Below are 18,140 nucleotides of genomic sequence, written 5' to 3'. Positions count from 1 at the left end.
CCGAAAGAGAAATTGCCCGCCGGACCTAAGCGGACATCGCGCGATTCCGAAACAATCTATTGTCTACTGCATCGATAGAAAAACTGTCTCGCCATATGTCCAGATAATTCTCTAGTCGTTCCGTTGAGAAAGACTCAACCGTCATCGTCGTCATGAAAAAGGGGTTTCATGTCTATCCGTCACACTGCATCTCCGCTTGCCCTCGCCATCATTCTCGCGGCAACGTCGCCGCAGACCCAGGCGGCGGAGCGCGAAGCCGCCGCCGACATGGCAGCCGTCGACGCCGTCGATTCCGCTGATGCCGGCAGCGCAATCATCATCACTGCCCGGCGCCGGAACGAGAAAATCCAGGACGTGCCCGTCGCCGCGAACAGCTATGGCGGCGAGCAGATCGAAGCTACGCGGACCTACAATCTGCGCGATCTTCAGGCCCTCAGTCCCAGCCTCGTGGTGACGGTCACCAATCCGCGCAACACCAGCATCAACATCCGCGGCCTTGGCAACAATGTCTCCGTTTACAATGACGGGCTGGAGCCAGCGGTCGGCGTCTACATGGACCAGGTCTATCTCGCCCGGCCCGGCCAGGCGGTCTTCGATCTCGCCGATATTGAGCGGATCGAGGTTCTGCGTGGCCCGCAGGGCACCCTCTTCGGCAAGAATACATCGGCGGGCGCGGTCGTCATCACCACAAAATCACCGACTTTCGAGCCGGAGATCGGCGGCGATCTGACCTATGGCAATTATGATTTCCGCCAGTTGCACGCCTATGCGAGCGGCGCGCTGGTGGACGACAAGCTTGCAGCTCGCATCTATGTCTCCAAGACGGATCGGGACGGCTATGTCACCAATCGCTATGACGACAGCAGGACCCAGGATTATCATGATTTCGGCCTGCGCGGACAGTTGCTGTTCACGCCGACCGACAATTTCAAGCTGCGGCTGATCGGCGACTATGGCTTCCAGAAACAGCAGACTGCGGCGGCCGTATTGACTGGCGTCATCCGCACCTATGACAATGGCGGCAATTTCGCGAACAACTATACCGATCGGACTGCCCGGCTCGGCGTGCCGGTCGTTGCCGATGCGCCGGACGAGCGCATCGTCGATATGGATGGCAATCCCCGATACAAGATGCGCCAGGGCGGCGTGTCCGCCATCGCGGACCTCGCCCTGCCGGGACATTCCCTGACCTCCGTCACTTCCTGGCGTCGGTGGGACTGGTATCCGCACAATGATGGCGACAGCACCCGTCTGGATGCAGGCCGGGATTTTCACCAGAGCAACAACCAGCAGCAGTTCAGTCAGGAGTTGCGCATCGCTTCCGAGGGCGAGCGCAAAGTCGATTATATCGCCGGCCTCTATTATCTGTGGCAGTCGATCAAAGCGGAAGCGCTCAATGCCTATGGCGCGGACGCAGCGCCCTGGTTCCTGGCGCCCACGGTCGATCCGGCGGTCGGGGCGACGGCACTCAACAACTACACCGTTCTCAGCCATTCGAAGCCCGTGACGAACAGCTACGCCGCCTTCGGCCAGACGATCTGGCACGTCACGCCGACGATCGACCTCACCACCGGCCTGCGCTACACCTATGAGACCAAGAGCGGCTGGTTCGATCAGGAGGCGACGGGCGCCGATCTGAGCGGTTTGACGACCGCGCAGCAGGCTGCCGCGCAGGCGATCCGCGCGCGATACGGCGTCGCCAACCATTATGAGGCGAAGACGAAGGAAGGCCGCTTGTCGGGTCAGGCGACGCTGTCCTGGAAGGTGACGCCGGACGCATTGCTTTACGCCACCTATGGACGTGGAAACAAGTTCGGCGGGCTGAACCTTGCCAATATCGTCACGACCGGCCAGTTCGCCGTCGATCCTGTCATCAAGCCGGAAACCATCGACAGCTATGAACTGGGATTGAAGACCAGTTGGTCGGGCGGCAAGCTGACGGTGAACCTTGCCGGCTTCTGGACCGACGTCAGCGATTATCAGACGACGATCGTCGATACCGCTCCGGATCGCAACAACATCTCCTACTTCACCAATGTGGGCAAGGTGCGCACGCGCGGGTTCGAGGGAGACATTCGCCTCGTCCCCGCCGCATGGCTGTCGCTCTATGGCTCGGGCACCTATACCGACGCGCAATATGTGAGCTATCCCAACGCACCTTGTCCGATCGAGACGACGGGCGTCGTGTCCTGCAATCTGTCGGGCGACAGATTGCCGGGCGTATCGAAATGGGCTTTCTCTGCCGGCGGCGAGGCCAAGGCTGCAATCGGCAATCGCCTGGGACATGACGCGGAGGTCTATGCCGGCGCTGATTTCAGCTATCGCTCCAACTTCTACACGACGGCGAGCCTGTCGCGCTATTCGCTGATTCCCGGCTACAGCCTGCTGAACGCGCGCATCGGCGTACGATCTTTGGATGGAGCGCTGGACCTGCAGTTGTGGGGCCGCAACCTCTTCGACAAGGATTATTTCCAGAGCCTGTCAGCCGCCAATACCGGGGCGATCACCGGCACATTGGGGGATCCGAGAACCTATGGCGCGACTCTCCGGACGCGTTTCTAGGACCGGTCGACATTCAGCCCATGGCGGCCTGCAAATGGCAGTTTTCCGTGCTTCCGGTGCTCACGTACTGAAGTACGCTGTGCTCCGGGTCACGAAAAACTGCCATTTTCGGCTCACCCTGAACTGAATGTCGACCGGTCCTAGGTTGATCAACACTCAACCCGCTCCATGGCAGGGCATAACTGGTGATCATTATGTGCATTATTCAATCAAGACCAAGGAAAACTCGTTCGCGGCCAGCCGGATCTTTGCGTAGCGCATGTCCGAAGGAGACTTTCCCATGGGCGTGAAAAACGGTTTGAAGCTGGGCTTTATCTTGCATGGCGTGGGGCGCGGCTGGGACAGTTGGAGGCACCCCGAGGCGATAATCGACGGCAGCACCAACATCGATCTTTACGTGAAGCAAGCGAAGATCGCCGAAAAAGGGAAATTCGATTTCGTTTTCGTCGCCGACAGCCTGCATATCGACGAACGCTCCATGCCGCATTATCTCAGCCGCTTCGAGCCAGCGACGATCCTGTCTGCGCTGGCCATGGTGACGCAGCATATCGGCCTGGTCGGCACCTTTTCCGTCAGTTATACCGAACCGTTCAATCTGGCCCGGCAATTCGCCTCGCTGGACAAGCTGAGCCGGGGACGGGCGGGTTGGAATGTAGTGACCTCCTGGCTGGAGGGCACCGCCGCCAATTTCAGCCGCGACCATCATATCGGCCATGGCGAGCGATATCGGTTGGCCAATGAATATGTGCAGGTCGTAAAGGGATTGTGGGACAGCTATGAGCCGGGCGCGATCGTCGGCGACAAGCAGGGCGGCGTGTTCCTGAAGCCCGGAACCCTCCATCAACTCAATCACAAGGGCGAATTCTTCAGTGTTCGCGGTCCCCTGAATCTCGATCGCATGCCGCAGGGGCACCCGGTCCTGTTCCAGGCCGGAAATTCCGACGATGGCCGGGCCTTTGCGGCGGCCAATGCGGACGCCATCTTCAGCCTGCCCCGGAACAAGGAATCCGCCTTCGCCTATCGCGCCGATCTTCGCGAACGGACGGCCGCCGCCGGGCGGGATCCGGACACGCTGTTCGTATTCGGCGGGATCAGCACGATCGTCGGTTCGACCAGGGAAGAGGTCCAGCGCCTCAGCGCCGAACGCAACAGCTATGCTTCGATCGAGGGCGCGCTGTTGTCGCTGGGGCAATCCTTCAACGACTATGATTTTTCGCAGCATGATCTGGATGCGCCATTCCCGGCGGTGAAGGAAGAATGGCTGAGCAGCAGCCAGGGCAATGTGAAGACCGTGCTGGCGGCGGTCGAGCAGGACAAGCTGACCCTGCGGGAGACGGCGCTGCGTTTCGGCAAGCCGATGGACAGTTTCGAAGGATCGCCGGAGGAAGTGGCCGACCAGCTTCAGGACTGGTTCGAAAGCGGCGCCGTCGATGGCTTCATGCTTGGCGAATCCCTACCCGGACAGTTCGAGATTTTCGTGGAGCAGGTCGTTCCGATCCTTCAGGCGCGCGGCTTGTTCCGGTCCGACTATGGCAGCGATACGCTACGCGGCCATCTGGGGTTGGCCGTGCCTGAGAATCGCTACGTGGCGCAACGCCGTAGCGCGGCCGAGACCGACGCGGCCCGCAAGGAGCCTGCAAACGCCTGACTGCGAAACCGCAAGCAAAGGCCCGCCGGATTTCTCCGGAGGGCTTTGGCGCATAGGGGCGCTTGGCGTCAGTCCGGCTTGCCCTTTGCGGTGGGATCGGTGTTCAGCGATGCGTCGAAGCCCCGCGCGATATCGAAATTCTGCGCAGGCCCGCCCGTGCCGAAATCCCTGGCGGCAACGCGCTGGGACTCGATCACCTGCGCGTCGATCGGCACCGGCCACCAGCGCATATGTTCGGCGGTATAGTTCGCGACATCGAGCGGCAGTCCCGTTTCCTTGGCGAGAATTTCTCCCCACTGGCGGGGATGGCTGTTGGCCCAGGACTGTGCCCGGCCATAGCGGCGGGAAAAATCCTCCAGCAAGGCGCGCTTGTCCTTGATCGAACTCTCGCTCGTGACCTGGAACAAATAGGATGAGGTGCCCCTGTGCGCATAGGTCAGCACGCGGGCGTCATGACGGAGAACCGCCGTCGCGAGATAGGGCACCCAGATCGCCAGCGCATCCAGATCGCCGCTGGCAAACGCCGCGACGGCTTCCGTCGGCGCCACGAAGCTGATCCTGACGTCCGACGGCTTCATGCCGCTCTGCCGAAGTGCCTGAAGGAGAAGCGAATGCCCCACCGATCCGCGCGTCGTGCCGATGGCTTTGCCACGCAGATCCTGCATGTTGGCGAAGGACGCGTTCTTGTGCACGAGCACGCCGGCCACTTCCTGCTTCGTCCCGCCGCTCAGCGCCTGAATAGCGCGGAGGCGCTGGTCGTTCTTGTAAGCGAACAGGAAGGATGGCCCGCCCACCAGGCCCAGGTCGAGCGCGTTGGTGGCGATGGCTTCGATCAGCGGCTGGGCGTTGGGGAATTCGGCCCATTCGATCTTGTAAGGCATATCCTTGAGCTGCCCCGCCGCAAGCATCAGCGCATGCGTGCCGCCACGCTGGTTGCCGACGCGCAGCACTTGCGCCGCCTCGGGTTGTTTTCCGCCGCAGCCGGCCAGTGAGGCTGCGGCGGAAAGCAGCGCCAGGACGACGCTGGCGCCCCGCCAGATCGGACGCTTGCGGGGATGACCGGCCATATTTCGCTCCATGAGAATGCCAGCCCAGCGCCAGCGGCCCTGACCGGCGAATTTGGGAAAAATCATGCCTTGCCTAGCCGGGGGAAACGAAGCTGATAAATTTATAATATTAATCTATATATTAGGAAGGACAATTTGGCACTTATTCTTATAATAAAATATCGTTTCCATATATAATGGTAATTAATAATATAAAATGATAAGAAAAGATCATTGTTCCGGTTCAATAATCAATATTTATACCTGGACTTCATTCCCTATGCCTTCGCGTGCTCGATAGCCTGTCCGGCTGCCTGATGGCCGGAAAATTGGCGATGTCGACCGTGATCAAATGGGGACGAAAATGCCGAAGAAAAAAAGATATGTAGCGCTGCTGGCTCGACTCATGGCTACCGGCGCAGCGCTCTCCATTGGCGGGATCGGCATGGCGGCGCATGCGCAAATCGCCGCTGCATCCGCCGAAGCGGACGATGGTGAAGCCATCGTCGTCACCGGATTGCGGGGACTGTCGTCAAAGACGGCGGTGGAGAGTCCGGCGCCGATCGATATCGTCCCGGCTGACCGACTGACCGGAACCGGCCGACAGGAAATTGGCGAGGCGCTGGCGCGGACGTTGCCGTCCATCAATTTCGGGCGCACGGGCGCAGGTGTGGCGTCGATCGTTCGGCCGATCTTCAACCGCAGCCTGCCGCCTGCCTATACGCTGATCCTTGTCGACGGAAAGCGGCGCCACAACAGTGCGCTGTTGACCAACGGGGGCGGCGATACCAGCGGCTTCGGCCCGGTCGACCTCGATTTCATTCCGATCGCAGGGGTTCGTTCGGTCGAGGTGCTCAAGGACAGCGCCGCCGCCCAATATGGGTCCGACGCCGTGGCCGGCGTCATCAACTTCGTGCTGAATGACCGGCCCCAGCCGAACCATGTCTCAGTGACCTATGGCAACCATTACAAGAGCTATGGCGATCCGTGGAGCGCAAAGGCCGAAGGCGGCCTGGGCTTCGGGCTGGGGGATGGCGGCTATGTCAACCTGAGCGGCGATCTGCGCGGACGCGGCATGTCATGGCGCGGTTTCCGGGCGACCAACCGCCTGCTGTACGCACCGGCTTCCAATCCGAAGAACGCCGCCTGGGACGGCATCGGCGCGCATAATGGCGACCCGCGCATTCGCGCCTTCAACCTGGGGTTGGATGCCGCGCTGCCGGCCGGGAACGTCACTCTCTACACCCAGGCGACATTCGGACGGCGCAAGGCCGAGATCGGCAACATGATCCGCCGTCCGAGCGGCACCGCATCCTTTTCCACGGTCTTTCCCGACGGCTATTTCCCGGTCAACAACACCAGCGAGACGGACTTTCAGTTTCTGGCCGGCATCAGGGGCGATCTGTCGGGCTGGCAATGGGATTTCAGCTCCAGCTACGGGCGCAATCAGGTGCGCATGTACAGCGACCTGACCCTCAATCCGTCGCTCGGGCCGACCGGGCCTACCAGCTTCGACAATCTCGCGCGGTTCCGTTTTTCGCAGTGGACCAACAATCTCGATGTGTCGCGCGATATCGATATCGGCCTGGCGAAGCCACTGCACGTCCAGTGGGGGCTTGAGGCGCGGCGCGAAGTTTTCCAGACCTTTGCCGGCGATCCGCTGGGCTATGCCAATGGCGGATATGTCATCAAGCCCGGCGACCAGGAAGGCGACCCCAATGTCGGAAGCATCGCGTCGATCGGCGCGCAGGGGGCGATCACCATTTCCCCCGCGACGGCCGCCCATGTCTCGCGCAACGTCTTTGCGGGCTATATCGACCTGGGCCTGACGATCACGCCGCGCTGGTATGTCGACATCGCCGGACGCGCCGAACATTATGGGCTGGGCGCGGGATCGACGGTCGGCGGCAAGGTCAACAGCCGGTATGAATTATCGTCCTGGCTCGCTGTTCGCGGCACGGTGGGCACCGGCTTCCGCGCGCCCTCGCTCTCGCAGATCGGCTATGCCCAGACTGACAACCGCACGGCGATCAGCCCCGCAACCGGCCTCCTGGTCGCGGCGACGACGCAAACCGCGCCGACCACCTCGGCATTGGCGACCGCTTTGGGCGCCGCCACCCTGAAGCCCGAAAAAACCTGGAATGCGGGGCTCGGCATCGCCCTTCAGCCAACGCGCAACCTGTCGCTGACGATTGACGGATACCAGATCGACATCGATGATCGGATCGCCCGCACCGCCAGCCTGAGCGGCCCTGCTCTCAACGCCATCTTCGCGGCGAACGGTCTCCCGCCCGGCACATTCGTCCAATATTTCGCCAACGCCGCCGACACCCGCACGAGGGGCGTCGATATCGTCGGCAATTATACCGCCGACCTGTCGACCCTGGGGCAATTGTCGCTGTCGGCCGCCTATTCCTACAGCCGCACGAAGATCCGGCATGTGGCGGCGACTCCGGCGGCGCTCGTCGGCCTCGGCCCCAACCCCGGCGGAAGCCTGGTGGCGTTCGGGAACGTATTTCGGGGCGAAATCGCCGACAACCAGCCACGATCCAAGCTCGCGCTCGCCAGCAAATGGTCGCTCGACCCGGTGTCGGTCGATCTGCGGGTGACGCGCTATGGCCGATATCGTTATCTGCGCACAGAAAATCCAGCGCAGAATCTCAGCTATGGCGGACGCTGGATCACCGATCTCGAAGTCTCCCTCGCGCTGACATCGCGCCTGGGCGTCGCTGTGGGCGCCGCCAACCTGTTCAGCGTGCGCCCCGACAATAGCGGGGTGAATGAGCCAACGAGCGGCGTGACGCTGTTCAATTACGGCAGCCCGCCGTTCGATTCTTCGGGCGGCTTCTATTACGGGCGGATCAACTGGACGTTCTGAAACGGAATGGGACCACCGCTCCCCGAAGCAGGGGGAGCGGTGGTCGCTATCGCACGCTCAGAGCAGAAAGTCGGGTTCCTGCTGAACCAGCATGTCCCATTCCGGCTGGAAGCACATCCATGCGACGGCTTCGCTGCCGACCATGCGCGCCGTTTGCGCCGCCACCTCCGCCGGGATGATCCGTGGCTTTCCAAGCGCTTCCGCCACGATCTGCCCGTGCGCCGCGCGTTCGAGCGCCAGATACCAGAAGGCCGTCGCCTCGATCGAGCGGCCCACCGTCAGCAGCCCGTGATTTTGCAGGATCAGCGCCTTCCGGCCGCCGAGTGCGGCAGCGATCCTGTCGCCTTCGGTCTGGTCCAGTACGACACCGCCATAATCGTCGAACAGACCATGATCGTCATGGAACATGCAGGCGTCCTGGCTGATGGGGTCGAGCAGCCTTCCCGTTGTGGACCAGGCCTTGCCATAGAAGGAATGGGTATGCGCGGCCGCATTGACGCCGGGGTGCGCGCGATGGATCGCGGCATGAATGGCATAGGCCGCTTCGTTCAGCGCGCCGCTGCCTTCGACGACCCGGCCGCCATCATCCACCAGCAGCAAGTCCGATACCCGGATATGGCAGAAATTTACGCCCTGCGGATTGACCCAGAAATGATCGGTCAGTTCCGGATCGCGCACGGTGACATGACCCGCGATGCCGCTCGACAGGTTGTGGCGCGCGAACAGGCGGAACGTTGCGGCGAGACGCTGTTTGCGGTGCAGCCGCTCCTCCGCCGGATCGGCGCGCTCGGGCGGCACCTCGAAACGCAGGCGTTGCCCGTCGCGCAGCGCCTGGTCGATCCCCCGGCCCGGCGGATTCCAAGGCCGGTCTTGCGGCCGGCCCCTTGGCGCTTCGCCAGGCTGGCTCGCCATCACGCCGCCTGCTTCAGCCATGCGTCGCCGCGAAAGCCGCTCGCCCCAATCCGGTCAGGACAATATCGTCCTGCGGCATATGGACCCGGCTGCAAAGGACATTGCGCAGATGCCGCTCCAGCGGATGGGCGCGCGTAAGCGCCGGATTGCCGATCGCATCGATTGCCAGTTGAACGGCCTGCACCGCATTGTTGGTCACGATATATTTGACCGTACCGGCGGCCGCCGGATCGGGCATGTGGATCGACCGTTCCAGCAACAGCCTGTTTGCGTAGAGAAGGGCCTCGATCCTGCCCACCAATTCCTGAAAGCGCGGCAAGGTTGACAGGGGCGCCCCCAACGCTGTGGGAACCCGCTGTTGCAGCCAGGAAACGAACCAGTCGCGGGCGGCATGGGCCACGCTGTCATAGACGATCGAGATCAGCAGGGCGTTGCGCAACTGGAATTCGGCATCGAGCAGGAGATGCTGGTCCTGCAGGCGCACGAGCGCGGACAATTGATCGTCCGGGATGCGGACATCTTCGAACACCACATCATGGCTGCCGGTCGCCCGCATGCCCAGATGGTTCCATGTCGGCTCGATGCGGACGCCGGGCGTAGCGGAATCGACAAGTACTCCGCCGATGCGCGGTTCATCCTCGTCCGTGGCCGCCCATACGGACATCCATTTCAGGCCCGGCGCCCCGGTGGAATAGATTTTGCGGCCATTCAGCACCCATCCCGTCGCGGTACGGCGCACGACCGTGGCGGGCACGCCGCCCCGCCCCGGCGTACCCAGGTCAGGCTCGACGCGCAGGCCGTTGACGAGCGCCCCATCGTCGATGACGCTGCGCAGGACTCTCTCCCGCAGGCCAGGCGCCCAGTTTCTGCCGCGCGCGAACTGGGCGGTGAACAGATATTGCATCACCAGCACCAGGCCCGTCGATGGATCGCCATAAGACACTGCGCGCACGATCTTTGCGAGCCGGGCCAGATCGGCGCCGCCTCCGCCCAGATCGGCCGGCAGGGCCGCAGACAGCAATCCATGCTTGTGCAGGATAGCGAAATTCTCGAACGGGAAGGATCCATTGGTATCGTGATCCGCCGCGCGGCTGGCGAAATCGTCGCGAATCCAGTCGAGCGCGGGAGGCTCCACCGTCGCACCCGTCGCACTTCGACCGGTTGCATCATCAGCGGCGGATATCGCCCTTGTCGCCATCATTTACTCCTGCGGCCAACCAGTGGATGCCAGCTTTCCCCAAGACCGATGCAGGAAGCGGGGGTGACATTATTCACGCCGACACTACACCGCTTCGGCAGGCGGCCGAAATTGAGAAATGCAAACCGAAAGTCTTGTCTTTCTCATTTGAACCATTTGCGGAGCCGTGAGAGGCGATGGGTCCAATGGACTGGCGAGGCGGCTTTCGAGCGCTGTAGGAATGGGACTTGGCAATATGGTCGGACAAGCGGGTGGCGATGCGACAGGCGTAGCGGTTGTAACCGGCGCCTCTTCGGGAATAGGAGCGGTCTATGCCGATCGGCTGGCGGCGCGCGGCCATGACCTGCTGCTCGTGGCGCGCCGCGCCGACCGGCTGAGGCAGTTAGCGCAGGAATTGAGCGACCGCCACGGCGTGCAGGTCCGGACGGCAACGGCGGACCTGGCGGAGCCGGAAAGCCTTGCCCGGGTCGAGGCGCTGGTCCGCGAATCAAACGCCGTCCTGCTGGTCAACAATGCCGGCGCCGGCGGGCTGGGGCCGACGGCCGCCATATCCGCCGACCGGGTGGAGAATGTCGTGAGGCTGAACATCACGGCGCTCTCGCGCCTGTCGCATGCGGCGCTGGAGGGCTTCCGTTCACGCGGCGCGGGCACGCTGGTCAATATCGGATCGATCATCGCGCTGAGCCCGTCTCCAAGCGCCGCCGCCTATAGCGGATCGAAGGCCTATGTGCTTAATTTCACCCGATCGCTTCAGGCCGAATATGCCGACACAGCAATTCGGATACAGTTGGTCCAGCCTGGTCCTATCCGCACTGAATTCTTTACGGCCGCCGGCGTCAGCGAAAGCGTATTTCCCGAAGATTCCTATCTGACCGCCGAACAACTGGTCGATGCAGCGCTTGCCGGTCTGGATGCGGGCGAACTGGTCACCACGCCGACGGTCGCGGAGACCGGCATATGGGAAGCGCTCGAGGCGGCCCGGCTCGCATTCATGGAAGCCGCGCGGTCCGGGCAGGTCGCGGAACGCTATAGAGTGGGCGAGGAAAGTCTGGCTTAAAACCGCTTCAGCGTCGCAGGTGAGCGGTATCTGATGTCAAACAGCTTCCGCATCTGTCCGAACTCGTCAAATTCTTCTTCGCCTCTCCGTTCCGCGATGAAGCCAGGATAACCGCCCTGGCGGCGAGTTCGGCGAGCGCCCCATCGCTCCCCCGCAGATTGACAACGCAATGGCGCAAAGCGATTGCGTCGCTGCAGCACCTCAGGAGGCTATAAAAAGGCCTGCTTGATGAAGGGGTTAAGCCGATGCGAGGTGAAGGGCGGCGCGGAGCGATTGCGCAATCGGTATCGAAGGTAGGACGACTGGCGAGCGACAGCATCGCGGCGCTGGTCGTGGGCGGATTGATGGTGCTGCCCGACAGTGCCGAAGCGCAACCGGCGCTGCGCTTCTGGGACGGCGGCGATCCGGCCGAGCGGGAGAATGGCGTCATCGACGGCGGTTCGGGCGTCTGGAGCGCCACCGACCCGAACTGGACCGACAGCAGCGGCACGGTGAATGGTCCGATGCGGCCCGTGCCCGCCTTCACCGTTTTTCAGGGCCAGGCCGGCACGATAACGATCGACGACGGGAGCGGCGCGCCGGCGGTCACCGGCATGCATTTTCTGACGGACGGCTATCGCCTCGTCGGCGGGCAACTGAAACTCGATGGCGGCGCCTATAGCTCGATCCGTTCGACGGCTGGAGCGACCACGCGGATCGACGCCGAACTGACCGGCAACGGGGGCGTGTTCTTCAATGATTTCGGCACGGTCATCCTGACCGGCGCGAACAGCTATCAGGGCAATAGCCGCGTCGATGGCGGCACGGTGATCGGCAACACGGATTCGATCCGCGGCAATCTGGAAAATGGCGGCACCGTCATCTTCGATCAGAATCAGGACGGAATCTTCGCCGGGGGCGTCAGCGGCCTGTTCAGCTTCTGGGGCTTCATGATCAAACGGGGGGAGGGCGCGCTTACCCTTGGCGGCAGCAACAATCTGGACTGGCGCGTGGAGGAAGGCGCACTTGTGGCCCGCGCGGCCGGCTTTGGCGGCAATGTCGAGATAGGCGCGGCGGGACGGCTGACCTTCGACGCGGGCGAGGGGACGGGGGCGGGAACCATCTATCCCTACGCTCTTTCGGGCGATGGCCGTTTCGACGTCAAGGGCGCCGACATGCTCGTCCTGACCGGCCAGTCCACATTCTCCGGGCGAACCGAGGTTGCCGGCAGCGCGCTGCGGGTCGATGGCGCACTGGGCGGCGCGCTCCATGTCGGCGCGAACGGCATGTTGAGCGGCGGCGGGCAGGTCGGGGCGGTGGAGATCGCCACGGGCGGGCGCCTGACGGGCAGGGCCGGCGCGACGCTCCATATGGGAAGTCTTGCACTTGGCGCCGGTTCGATCACAGAGGCAGGTTTCGGGACGACGCAAGATCCGGCGCTGTTCGATGTGGCGGGCGACCTGACGCTGGACGGCACGCTGCATGTCGCCAACGGCGCGCCGCTGGGTGAAGGGCTTTATCGGCTCATCAGCTATGGCGGCCAACTCACCGACAGGGGGCTGGAGATCGGCGCGCTGCCGCCCGGTCAAGCCGCCGACAGCCTTTCGATCCAGACCGCAACCGTGGGGCAGGTGAATCTGCTTTCCGGCACGGCGGCGCGCCCCTTGCAATTCTGGGACGGCGGCGACCCGACCCGCTATGGCAATGGCCGGGTGGACGGCGGCCCCGGCGTCTGGCGCAATGGCGCGCTCAGTTGGACCGGGCAGGACGGGACCGTCAACGAGGCCGGAAAGGCCAATGGCTTTGCGATCTTCACCGGCAATAGCGGGCAGGTGCTGATCGATAACGGCGCCGGGGCGGTAAAAACCGGCGGATTGCAATTCGCGACCGGCGGCTATGTCCTTTCGGGAGGCACGCTTACATTGGCGGGAGGGGATCGCACGGTCATCCGCGTCGGCGCGGGCAGCGTCTGGGATTCCAGCCTGACCGCCGAAATCGCCGCGCCCTTGTCCGGGGCCACGACCCTGGTCAAGCGGGATGCGGGCACGCTCATCCTGTCCGGCGCCAACAGCTATACGGGCGATACCGAGGTCGAGGCGGGCACGCTGGTCGGCAACGCCCGCGCGCTTCGCGGCAATGTCCGCAATGCGGCGACGCTGGTGTTCGACCAGCGGGAGAATGGCAGTTTCTCCGGCTCGATCCGGGCGCTCGACGGGACTGCCGGGACGATGGTGAAAAGGGGCAGCGGCGTGCTGACGCTCACCGGCCCCAGCACGCTCGACTGGCGATTGGAAGAGGGGCGGCTGGCGACCGCCGCGAGCCGCTTTACCGGCAATGCCGACCTGCGGCCGGGCGCGGAACTCCAGTTCGCGGAGACCAGCGCCAGCCGCTATTCCGGCCGGATCGGCGGCAGCGGGCGGTTCATCAAGGCGGGCGGCGGCGCGTTGACCCTCGATGGCGATTCTTCCGGCTTCACCGGCAGCACCCAGCTTCAGTCCGGACGGCTGATCGTCGACGGAAAGCTGGGCGGCCAGATTGCGGTGGAGGCGAACGCGCTGCTGGCAGGCCGGGGGACATTGGGGTCCGTCCGGGTCGCTCCGGGCGGCAGGATCGCGCCCGGCCCTGGGATCGCAAAGCTTCATGTGGAGGGAGATCTGACCTTCGCGCCGGGAAGCCGCTATGAGGTGGAGGTCGATCCGTTCGGCACGTCGGCGGATGCGATCATCGTGACCGGCGTGGCGACGCTCGGCGGCACGGTCGCCCATATCGGCGCCAACGGCAATTACCGGCCCAGTTCCACCTATGTCATCCTGCTCGCAGAGGGTGGGATCCAGGGCCGGTTCGACGCGCTTACGTCCACCTATGCCTTCCTGACGCCGCGGCTCCGCTACGGCCGTGACAGCGTGAGGCTGAGGCTGGATCGCAATGATGTCCGGTTCAGCGATGTCGCCGCATCCTCCAACCAGCAGGCGACCGGCGCGGCGCTGGAGAGGATGGCGGCGGGCAGCAAGGTGCAGGACGCCGTGTTGATGAGCGACGCCGAAACGGCGCGCAAGGCCTTCGATCAACTGTCCGGTGAATTTCATGCCTCGCTGCGTGCCGCGTTGATCCAGAACAGCAGCCTGTCGCGCGATGCGGCGCTGGACCGATTGCGGGGAACGGTTCCGGACCGTCCGGGGTTGACCTATTGGGGACAGGCGCTCGACGCCTGGAGCCATTGGCGCAGCGACGGGAACGCCGCGCGGTTCGACCAAAGCTCGTCGGGCGGGCTGATGGGCATCGAGGCTCAGGCACCCGGCAGCAGCTTTCGCCTTGGCATGATCGGCGGGCACAACCGCGATCGGATGAGGGGACAGGGGCAGGCGGATGTGGACAGCTACCACGCCGGGCTCTATGGCGGCGGGACGCTGGGCCGGGTGGCGTTGCGCGGCGGCTTGGCCTTTGCCTGGCAGGATGTCGCGGTCCAGCGGTCCGTGCGCTTTTCCGGCTTTGCAGAGGGCGTTGCCACGCAATATCGCGCAACGACGGCGCAGATGTTCGGGGAGACCGCCTATCGCATCGAGACGGCGGCGGGATCGATCGAGCCCTTCGCCAGCATCGCGCATGTGCGGCTGGATGTCGGTCGCGGGCAGGAAAGCGGCGCGGCGGCGGCGCTGCAACTGGAGGCGGATTCCCTACGCACCAGCTACGCGACCGCAGGCACGCGCGGCGACCTCAATCTGGCGGTAGGAGACGCTCGGCTCGCGGTGCGCGCGTCGGCGGGCTGGCAGCATGTGTTCGGAGATCAACTGCCGGTGGTCCAGGCTGGCCTTGACGGCCAGCGTTTCGCGGTCAGCGGCCTGCCGATCGCACGCGACAGCCTGATCAGCGAATTGCGGTTGCATGGCGCGATACGCGATCGGTTGCAGATCAATCTGGGGTATCGGGGCGCGATTGCGCGAAGCGGGCAAAATCATCAGCTTCAGGCAGGCCTGAACTGGCAATTTTGATCTTGCAGAAGAATAGAAGGCGGATTTTACGGGTGTCGCCGGGGGAGAACCCATCGTCCCCGGTCCACGGCTGGCGCAATTCAACTTTCGCCCGCCGAAATCAGGCAAGGGTTTTCACCGCCTGAGCAGGAACACCGCATGTTCCGCGAACAGATTGGCGTTCGCATGGGTGGTTTCGCGGTCGCCCTTCAGGAACCATTGGCCGTCTATGGTCCAGCCGCGATCCTTCACCAGGGCGCGGAAATCGTCCACCGTGACATGGTGGATGTTGAGCGTGTCATACCATGTGTCGGGCAACAGCCGCGTCACCGGCATCCTTCCGCCCCAGAACAGCGACAACCGCCCCCGCCAATGGGCGAAATTGGGGAAGGAGACGAAGGCCTGCCTGCCGATGCGCAGCAGTTCCTCCACCACGCGGTCCGGGCGGCGGGTGGTCTGGAGCGTCTGGCTCAATATCGCATAATCGAAACTGGCCTCTGGATAGGTGGCAAGGTCGGTGTCGGCGTCCCCCTGCACCACCGAAAGGCCCCGGCCCACGGCGGCGGCGACATTGCGCGGGTCGATCTCCAACCCCCTGGCGTCGACCTGTTTCGCATCGCGCAGCGCCGCCATCAGCGCGCCGTCGCCGCAGCCGACGTCCAGAACCCGCGCGCCCGGCGTGACGGTCCGGGCGATCAGGGCAAGGTCCGGGCGCAGGCTCATGCGCGCCCGCCCGTCAGGAAGCCGTCGACCACGCGGTTCAGTTCCGGGCATTCCAGCAGGAAGGCGTCATGGCCGAACGGGCTGGACAGTTCGACGAAGCTCGCCTGCGCGCCGCCGGCATTGAGGGCATGGACGATCAGGCGGGACTCCGCCGTGGGATAGAGCCAGTCCGTGTCGAAGCTGACGAGGCAGAAGCGCGCCTTCGATGCCGCGAAGGCCCTGGCCAGGCTGCCGCCATGATCCTCCGCTATGTCATAATAGTCCATGGCGCGGGTGATGTAGAGATAGGAGTTGGCGTCGAACCGCTCGACGAAGCTCAGCCCCTGGTGGCGAAGATAGGATTCCACCTGGAAATCGGCATCGAAGCCGAAGGTCTTTGACCCGTTGGGGTTTTCCGGGCGCCCCTGCAACCGCCGCCCGAATTTCTCGGTCAGCCCCGCTTCGGACAGATAGGTGATGTGCGCCGCCATGCGCGCCACCGCCAGCCCCGCGCTGGGGATCGCGCCGTCGGCATAATAATCGCCGCCGCGCCAGTTGGGATCGGCCATGATCGCCTGCCGCCCGACTTCGTGGAAGGCGATGTTCTGGGCGCTGTGGCGGGCGGTCGACGCGATGACGATGCAGCTTTCCACGCGTTCGGGATAGAGGGTCGGCCAGCTCAGCGCCTGCATCCCGCCCATGGAGCCGCCGATGACGGCGCGCAGCCGGTCGACGCCCAGATGATCGAGCAGCATGGCCTGGGCGCGCACCATGTCGGCGATGGTGATCACCGGGAAGCGCATTGCATGCGGCTCGCCGGTCGCGGGGTCGATGCTGGCGGGCCCGCTGGAACCCATGCAACTGCCGATCACGTTCGCGCAGACGATGAAATGGCGGGCGGGATCGACCGGCTTCCCCTCCCCCACCAGGCGCCACCACCAGCCGGGCTTGCCGGTGACGGGATGCGCCGACGCGACATATTGATCGCCCGTCAACGCGTGGCAGATCAGGATGACGTTGGACCTGTCCGCATCCATCCGCCCATAGGTTTCATAGGCGATGTCGACCGGCCCCAGCGCGGCTCCGCTGTCCAGCCGCAGCGGGCCGGGCAGGCGCGCCTGGCGGCGCAGGCCGAAACGGTTGTCATCGGGAAAGGACGCGCTGGCCATATCGCTTCGGGCTAGGACCGGGGCCGGGCTCTGTCAATCGGCCGTCCCTTGGCCTAGATGGCGGGCATGACTGGCCATCCTTCCATACCCATCGTCGCCTATGGCGCGCTCTATCCCTATCTGGACGAGGCGCTGGCGCGGCGCTTCGTCGTTCATGCCGTCGCGGCGGACGCCGATCCCGACGCGCTTCCGCCGGAAGCGCGGGAGGCGCGGGCGCTGGTGTCCTTCGGTTCGGTCGGGGCCTCCGCCGCGATCATGGAGGCCCTGCCGAAACTGGAGATGATCGGGCTGTTTTCGGTCGGCTATGACAAGGTCGATGTCGATCATGCGCGGGCGAAGGGCATCCGCGTCACCAACACGCCGGACGTGCTGACCGATGACGTCGCCGACCTGGCGGTGGGACTGCTCTACGCGACGGTGCGCAATATCGCGGCCAATGACCGGATGGTGCGGGCCGGGGACTGGGCGCGGGGCGTGAAGCCGGCGCTTTCGGGGCGGGTGACAGGACGAAGGATCGGGATATTGGGGCTGGGCCGGATCGGGCGCGCCATCGCCCGGCGGCTGGAGCCGGTGGCGGGGGAGATTTTCTATCACAACCGGCGGCCCGCGGCGGACGCGGCCAATCGCCATGTGGCTGATCCGCTGGATTTCGCGCGGGAGAGCGACGTGATCATTGTCGCCACTTCCGGCGGGCCGGAGGCGCGGGGGCTGGTCGATGCGGCGATGCTGGACGCGCTGGGTCCGGAAGGGGTGATCGTCAACATCAGCCGGGGCAGCGTGATCGATGAGGATGCGCTGGTGGCGGCGCTGGCGGAAAAGCGGATCGCGGGCGCGGGGCTGGACGTCTTCGCGAACGAACCGCATGTGCCAGAAGCCTTGCTCGGCATGGACCATGTGGTGCTGCAACCGCATCAGGGCAGCGCGACCGTCGAGACGCGCAGGGCCATGGCCGACCTGGTGCTTGCCAATCTGGATGCCTGGGCGGCGGGGGAGCCGCTGCTGACGCCGGTGGTGTAATATT

General features: G+C 64.2%; 11 protein-coding genes. 6 read left to right on the top strand and 5 right to left on the bottom strand.

The genetic code is table 11. The features are described from left to right. The first annotated feature begins 168 nt into the window (after positions 1–168). Both L286_RS39530 and L286_RS39525 read left to right on the top strand, forming a co-directional pair. Positions 169–2,562 carry a TonB-dependent receptor gene (locus L286_RS39530; RefSeq protein ID WP_020820288.1) on the top strand — a complete coding sequence of 798 codons (2,394 nt, stop codon included), beginning with the start codon at positions 169–171 and terminating at the stop codon, positions 2,560–2,562. A 280-nt stretch (positions 2,563–2,842) separates the two neighbouring features. After that, a complete protein-coding gene (locus L286_RS39525; RefSeq protein WP_020820289.1) occupies positions 2,843–4,210 on the top strand; it encodes an LLM class flavin-dependent oxidoreductase in 1,368 nt (455 codons plus the stop codon). Between the two features lie 68 nt (positions 4,211–4,278). Here L286_RS39525 and L286_RS39520 read toward each other — a convergent pair whose 3' ends face one another. Next, the gene (locus L286_RS39520; protein ID WP_025160846.1) at positions 4,279–5,277 is read right to left on the bottom strand and encodes an ABC transporter substrate-binding protein; all 999 of its coding nucleotides are present in this window, start codon (positions 5,275–5,277) and stop codon (positions 4,279–4,281) included. 385 nt (positions 5,278–5,662) lie between these two features. On the opposite strand from L286_RS39520, the gene L286_RS39515 reads away from it, so the two are divergent. After that, positions 5,663–8,134 (top strand): TonB-dependent receptor plug domain-containing protein, encoded by a 2,472-nt coding sequence (locus L286_RS39515; protein ID WP_020820291.1) that lies wholly within the window; start codon positions 5,663–5,665, stop codon positions 8,132–8,134. Between the two features lie 57 nt (positions 8,135–8,191). Here the strand turns inward: L286_RS39515 and L286_RS39510 are convergent, their stop codons facing one another. Then, positions 8,192–9,067 (bottom strand): class II aldolase/adducin family protein, encoded by an 876-nt coding sequence (locus L286_RS39510; RefSeq protein ID WP_021223672.1) that lies wholly within the window; start codon positions 9,065–9,067, stop codon positions 8,192–8,194. Continuing rightward, entirely contained in the window at positions 9,060–10,181 is a 1,122-nt protein-coding gene (locus L286_RS39505) for an acyl-CoA dehydrogenase family protein (RefSeq protein WP_020820293.1), read from the bottom strand. Before L286_RS39505 ends, L286_RS39510 begins: the two co-directional genes overlap by 8 nt. A gap of 298 nt (positions 10,182–10,479) precedes the next feature. Here L286_RS39505 and L286_RS39500 point away from each other — a divergent pair, with 298 nt between their 5' ends. Together L286_RS39500 and L286_RS39495 are read left to right on the top strand one after the other, a co-directional pair. Beyond that, positions 10,480–11,301, top strand: a complete 822-nt coding sequence (locus L286_RS39500) for an SDR family NAD(P)-dependent oxidoreductase (protein WP_025160844.1) — start codon at positions 10,480–10,482, stop codon at positions 11,299–11,301. A gap of 245 nt (positions 11,302–11,546) precedes the next feature. Beyond that, positions 11,547–15,269, top strand: a complete 3,723-nt coding sequence (locus tag L286_RS39495; RefSeq protein ID WP_020820295.1) for an autotransporter domain-containing protein — start codon at positions 11,547–11,549, stop codon at positions 15,267–15,269. A gap of 114 nt (positions 15,270–15,383) precedes the next feature. Here the strand turns inward: L286_RS39495 and metW are convergent, their stop codons facing one another. Continuing rightward, complete coding sequence (gene metW, locus L286_RS39490; protein ID WP_013038778.1) at positions 15,384–15,971, bottom strand: methionine biosynthesis protein MetW; 588 nt, start codon at positions 15,969–15,971, stop codon at positions 15,384–15,386. Then, a complete protein-coding gene (gene metX / locus L286_RS39485) occupies positions 15,968–17,119 on the bottom strand; it encodes a homoserine O-acetyltransferase MetX (RefSeq protein WP_020820296.1) in 1,152 nt (383 codons plus the stop codon). The genes metW and metX overlap by 4 nt, the downstream gene beginning before the upstream one ends. 57 nt (positions 17,120–17,176) lie before the next feature. Between metX and L286_RS39480 the strand changes: the two genes are divergently transcribed. Further along, positions 17,177–18,136: a 2-hydroxyacid dehydrogenase gene (locus L286_RS39480; protein WP_020820297.1), complete on the top strand. Its 960-nt coding sequence runs from the start codon at positions 17,177–17,179 to the stop codon at positions 18,134–18,136. Positions 18,137–18,140 lie beyond the last annotated feature (4 nt).

This window comes from Sphingobium sp. HDIP04 (assembly GCF_000445085.1).
Lineage (GTDB): Bacteria > Pseudomonadota > Alphaproteobacteria > Sphingomonadales > Sphingomonadaceae > Sphingobium > Sphingobium indicum.
Note: the sequence above shows the minus strand (reverse complement) of the source record. Positions and strands in the feature narration are given on the sequence as shown.

Excerpts from the sequence above, each read along its gene's own strand:
- L286_RS39530 (WP_020820288.1), top strand. The coding sequence starts at position 169 with ATGTCTATCCGTCACACTGCATCTCCGCTTGCCCTCGCCATCATTCTC.
- L286_RS39525 (WP_020820289.1), top strand. The coding sequence starts at position 2,843 with ATGGGCGTGAAAAACGGTTTGAAGCTGGGCTTTATCTTGCATGGCGTG.
- L286_RS39520 (WP_025160846.1), bottom strand. The coding sequence starts at position 5,277 with ATGGCCGGTCATCCCCGCAAGCGTCCGATCTGGCGGGGCGCCAGCGTC.
- L286_RS39515 (WP_020820291.1), top strand. The coding sequence starts at position 5,663 with ATGGCTACCGGCGCAGCGCTCTCCATTGGCGGGATCGGCATGGCGGCG.
- L286_RS39510 (WP_021223672.1), bottom strand. The coding sequence starts at position 9,067 with ATGGCTGAAGCAGGCGGCGTGATGGCGAGCCAGCCTGGCGAAGCGCCA.
- L286_RS39500 (WP_025160844.1), top strand. The coding sequence starts at position 10,480 with ATGGTCGGACAAGCGGGTGGCGATGCGACAGGCGTAGCGGTTGTAACC.
- L286_RS39495 (WP_020820295.1), top strand. The coding sequence starts at position 11,547 with ATGCGAGGTGAAGGGCGGCGCGGAGCGATTGCGCAATCGGTATCGAAG.
- metW (WP_013038778.1), bottom strand. The coding sequence starts at position 15,971 with ATGAGCCTGCGCCCGGACCTTGCCCTGATCGCCCGGACCGTCACGCCG.
- metX (WP_020820296.1), bottom strand. The coding sequence starts at position 17,119 with ATGGCCAGCGCGTCCTTTCCCGATGACAACCGTTTCGGCCTGCGCCGC.
- L286_RS39480 (WP_020820297.1), top strand. The coding sequence starts at position 17,177 with ATGGCGGGCATGACTGGCCATCCTTCCATACCCATCGTCGCCTATGGC.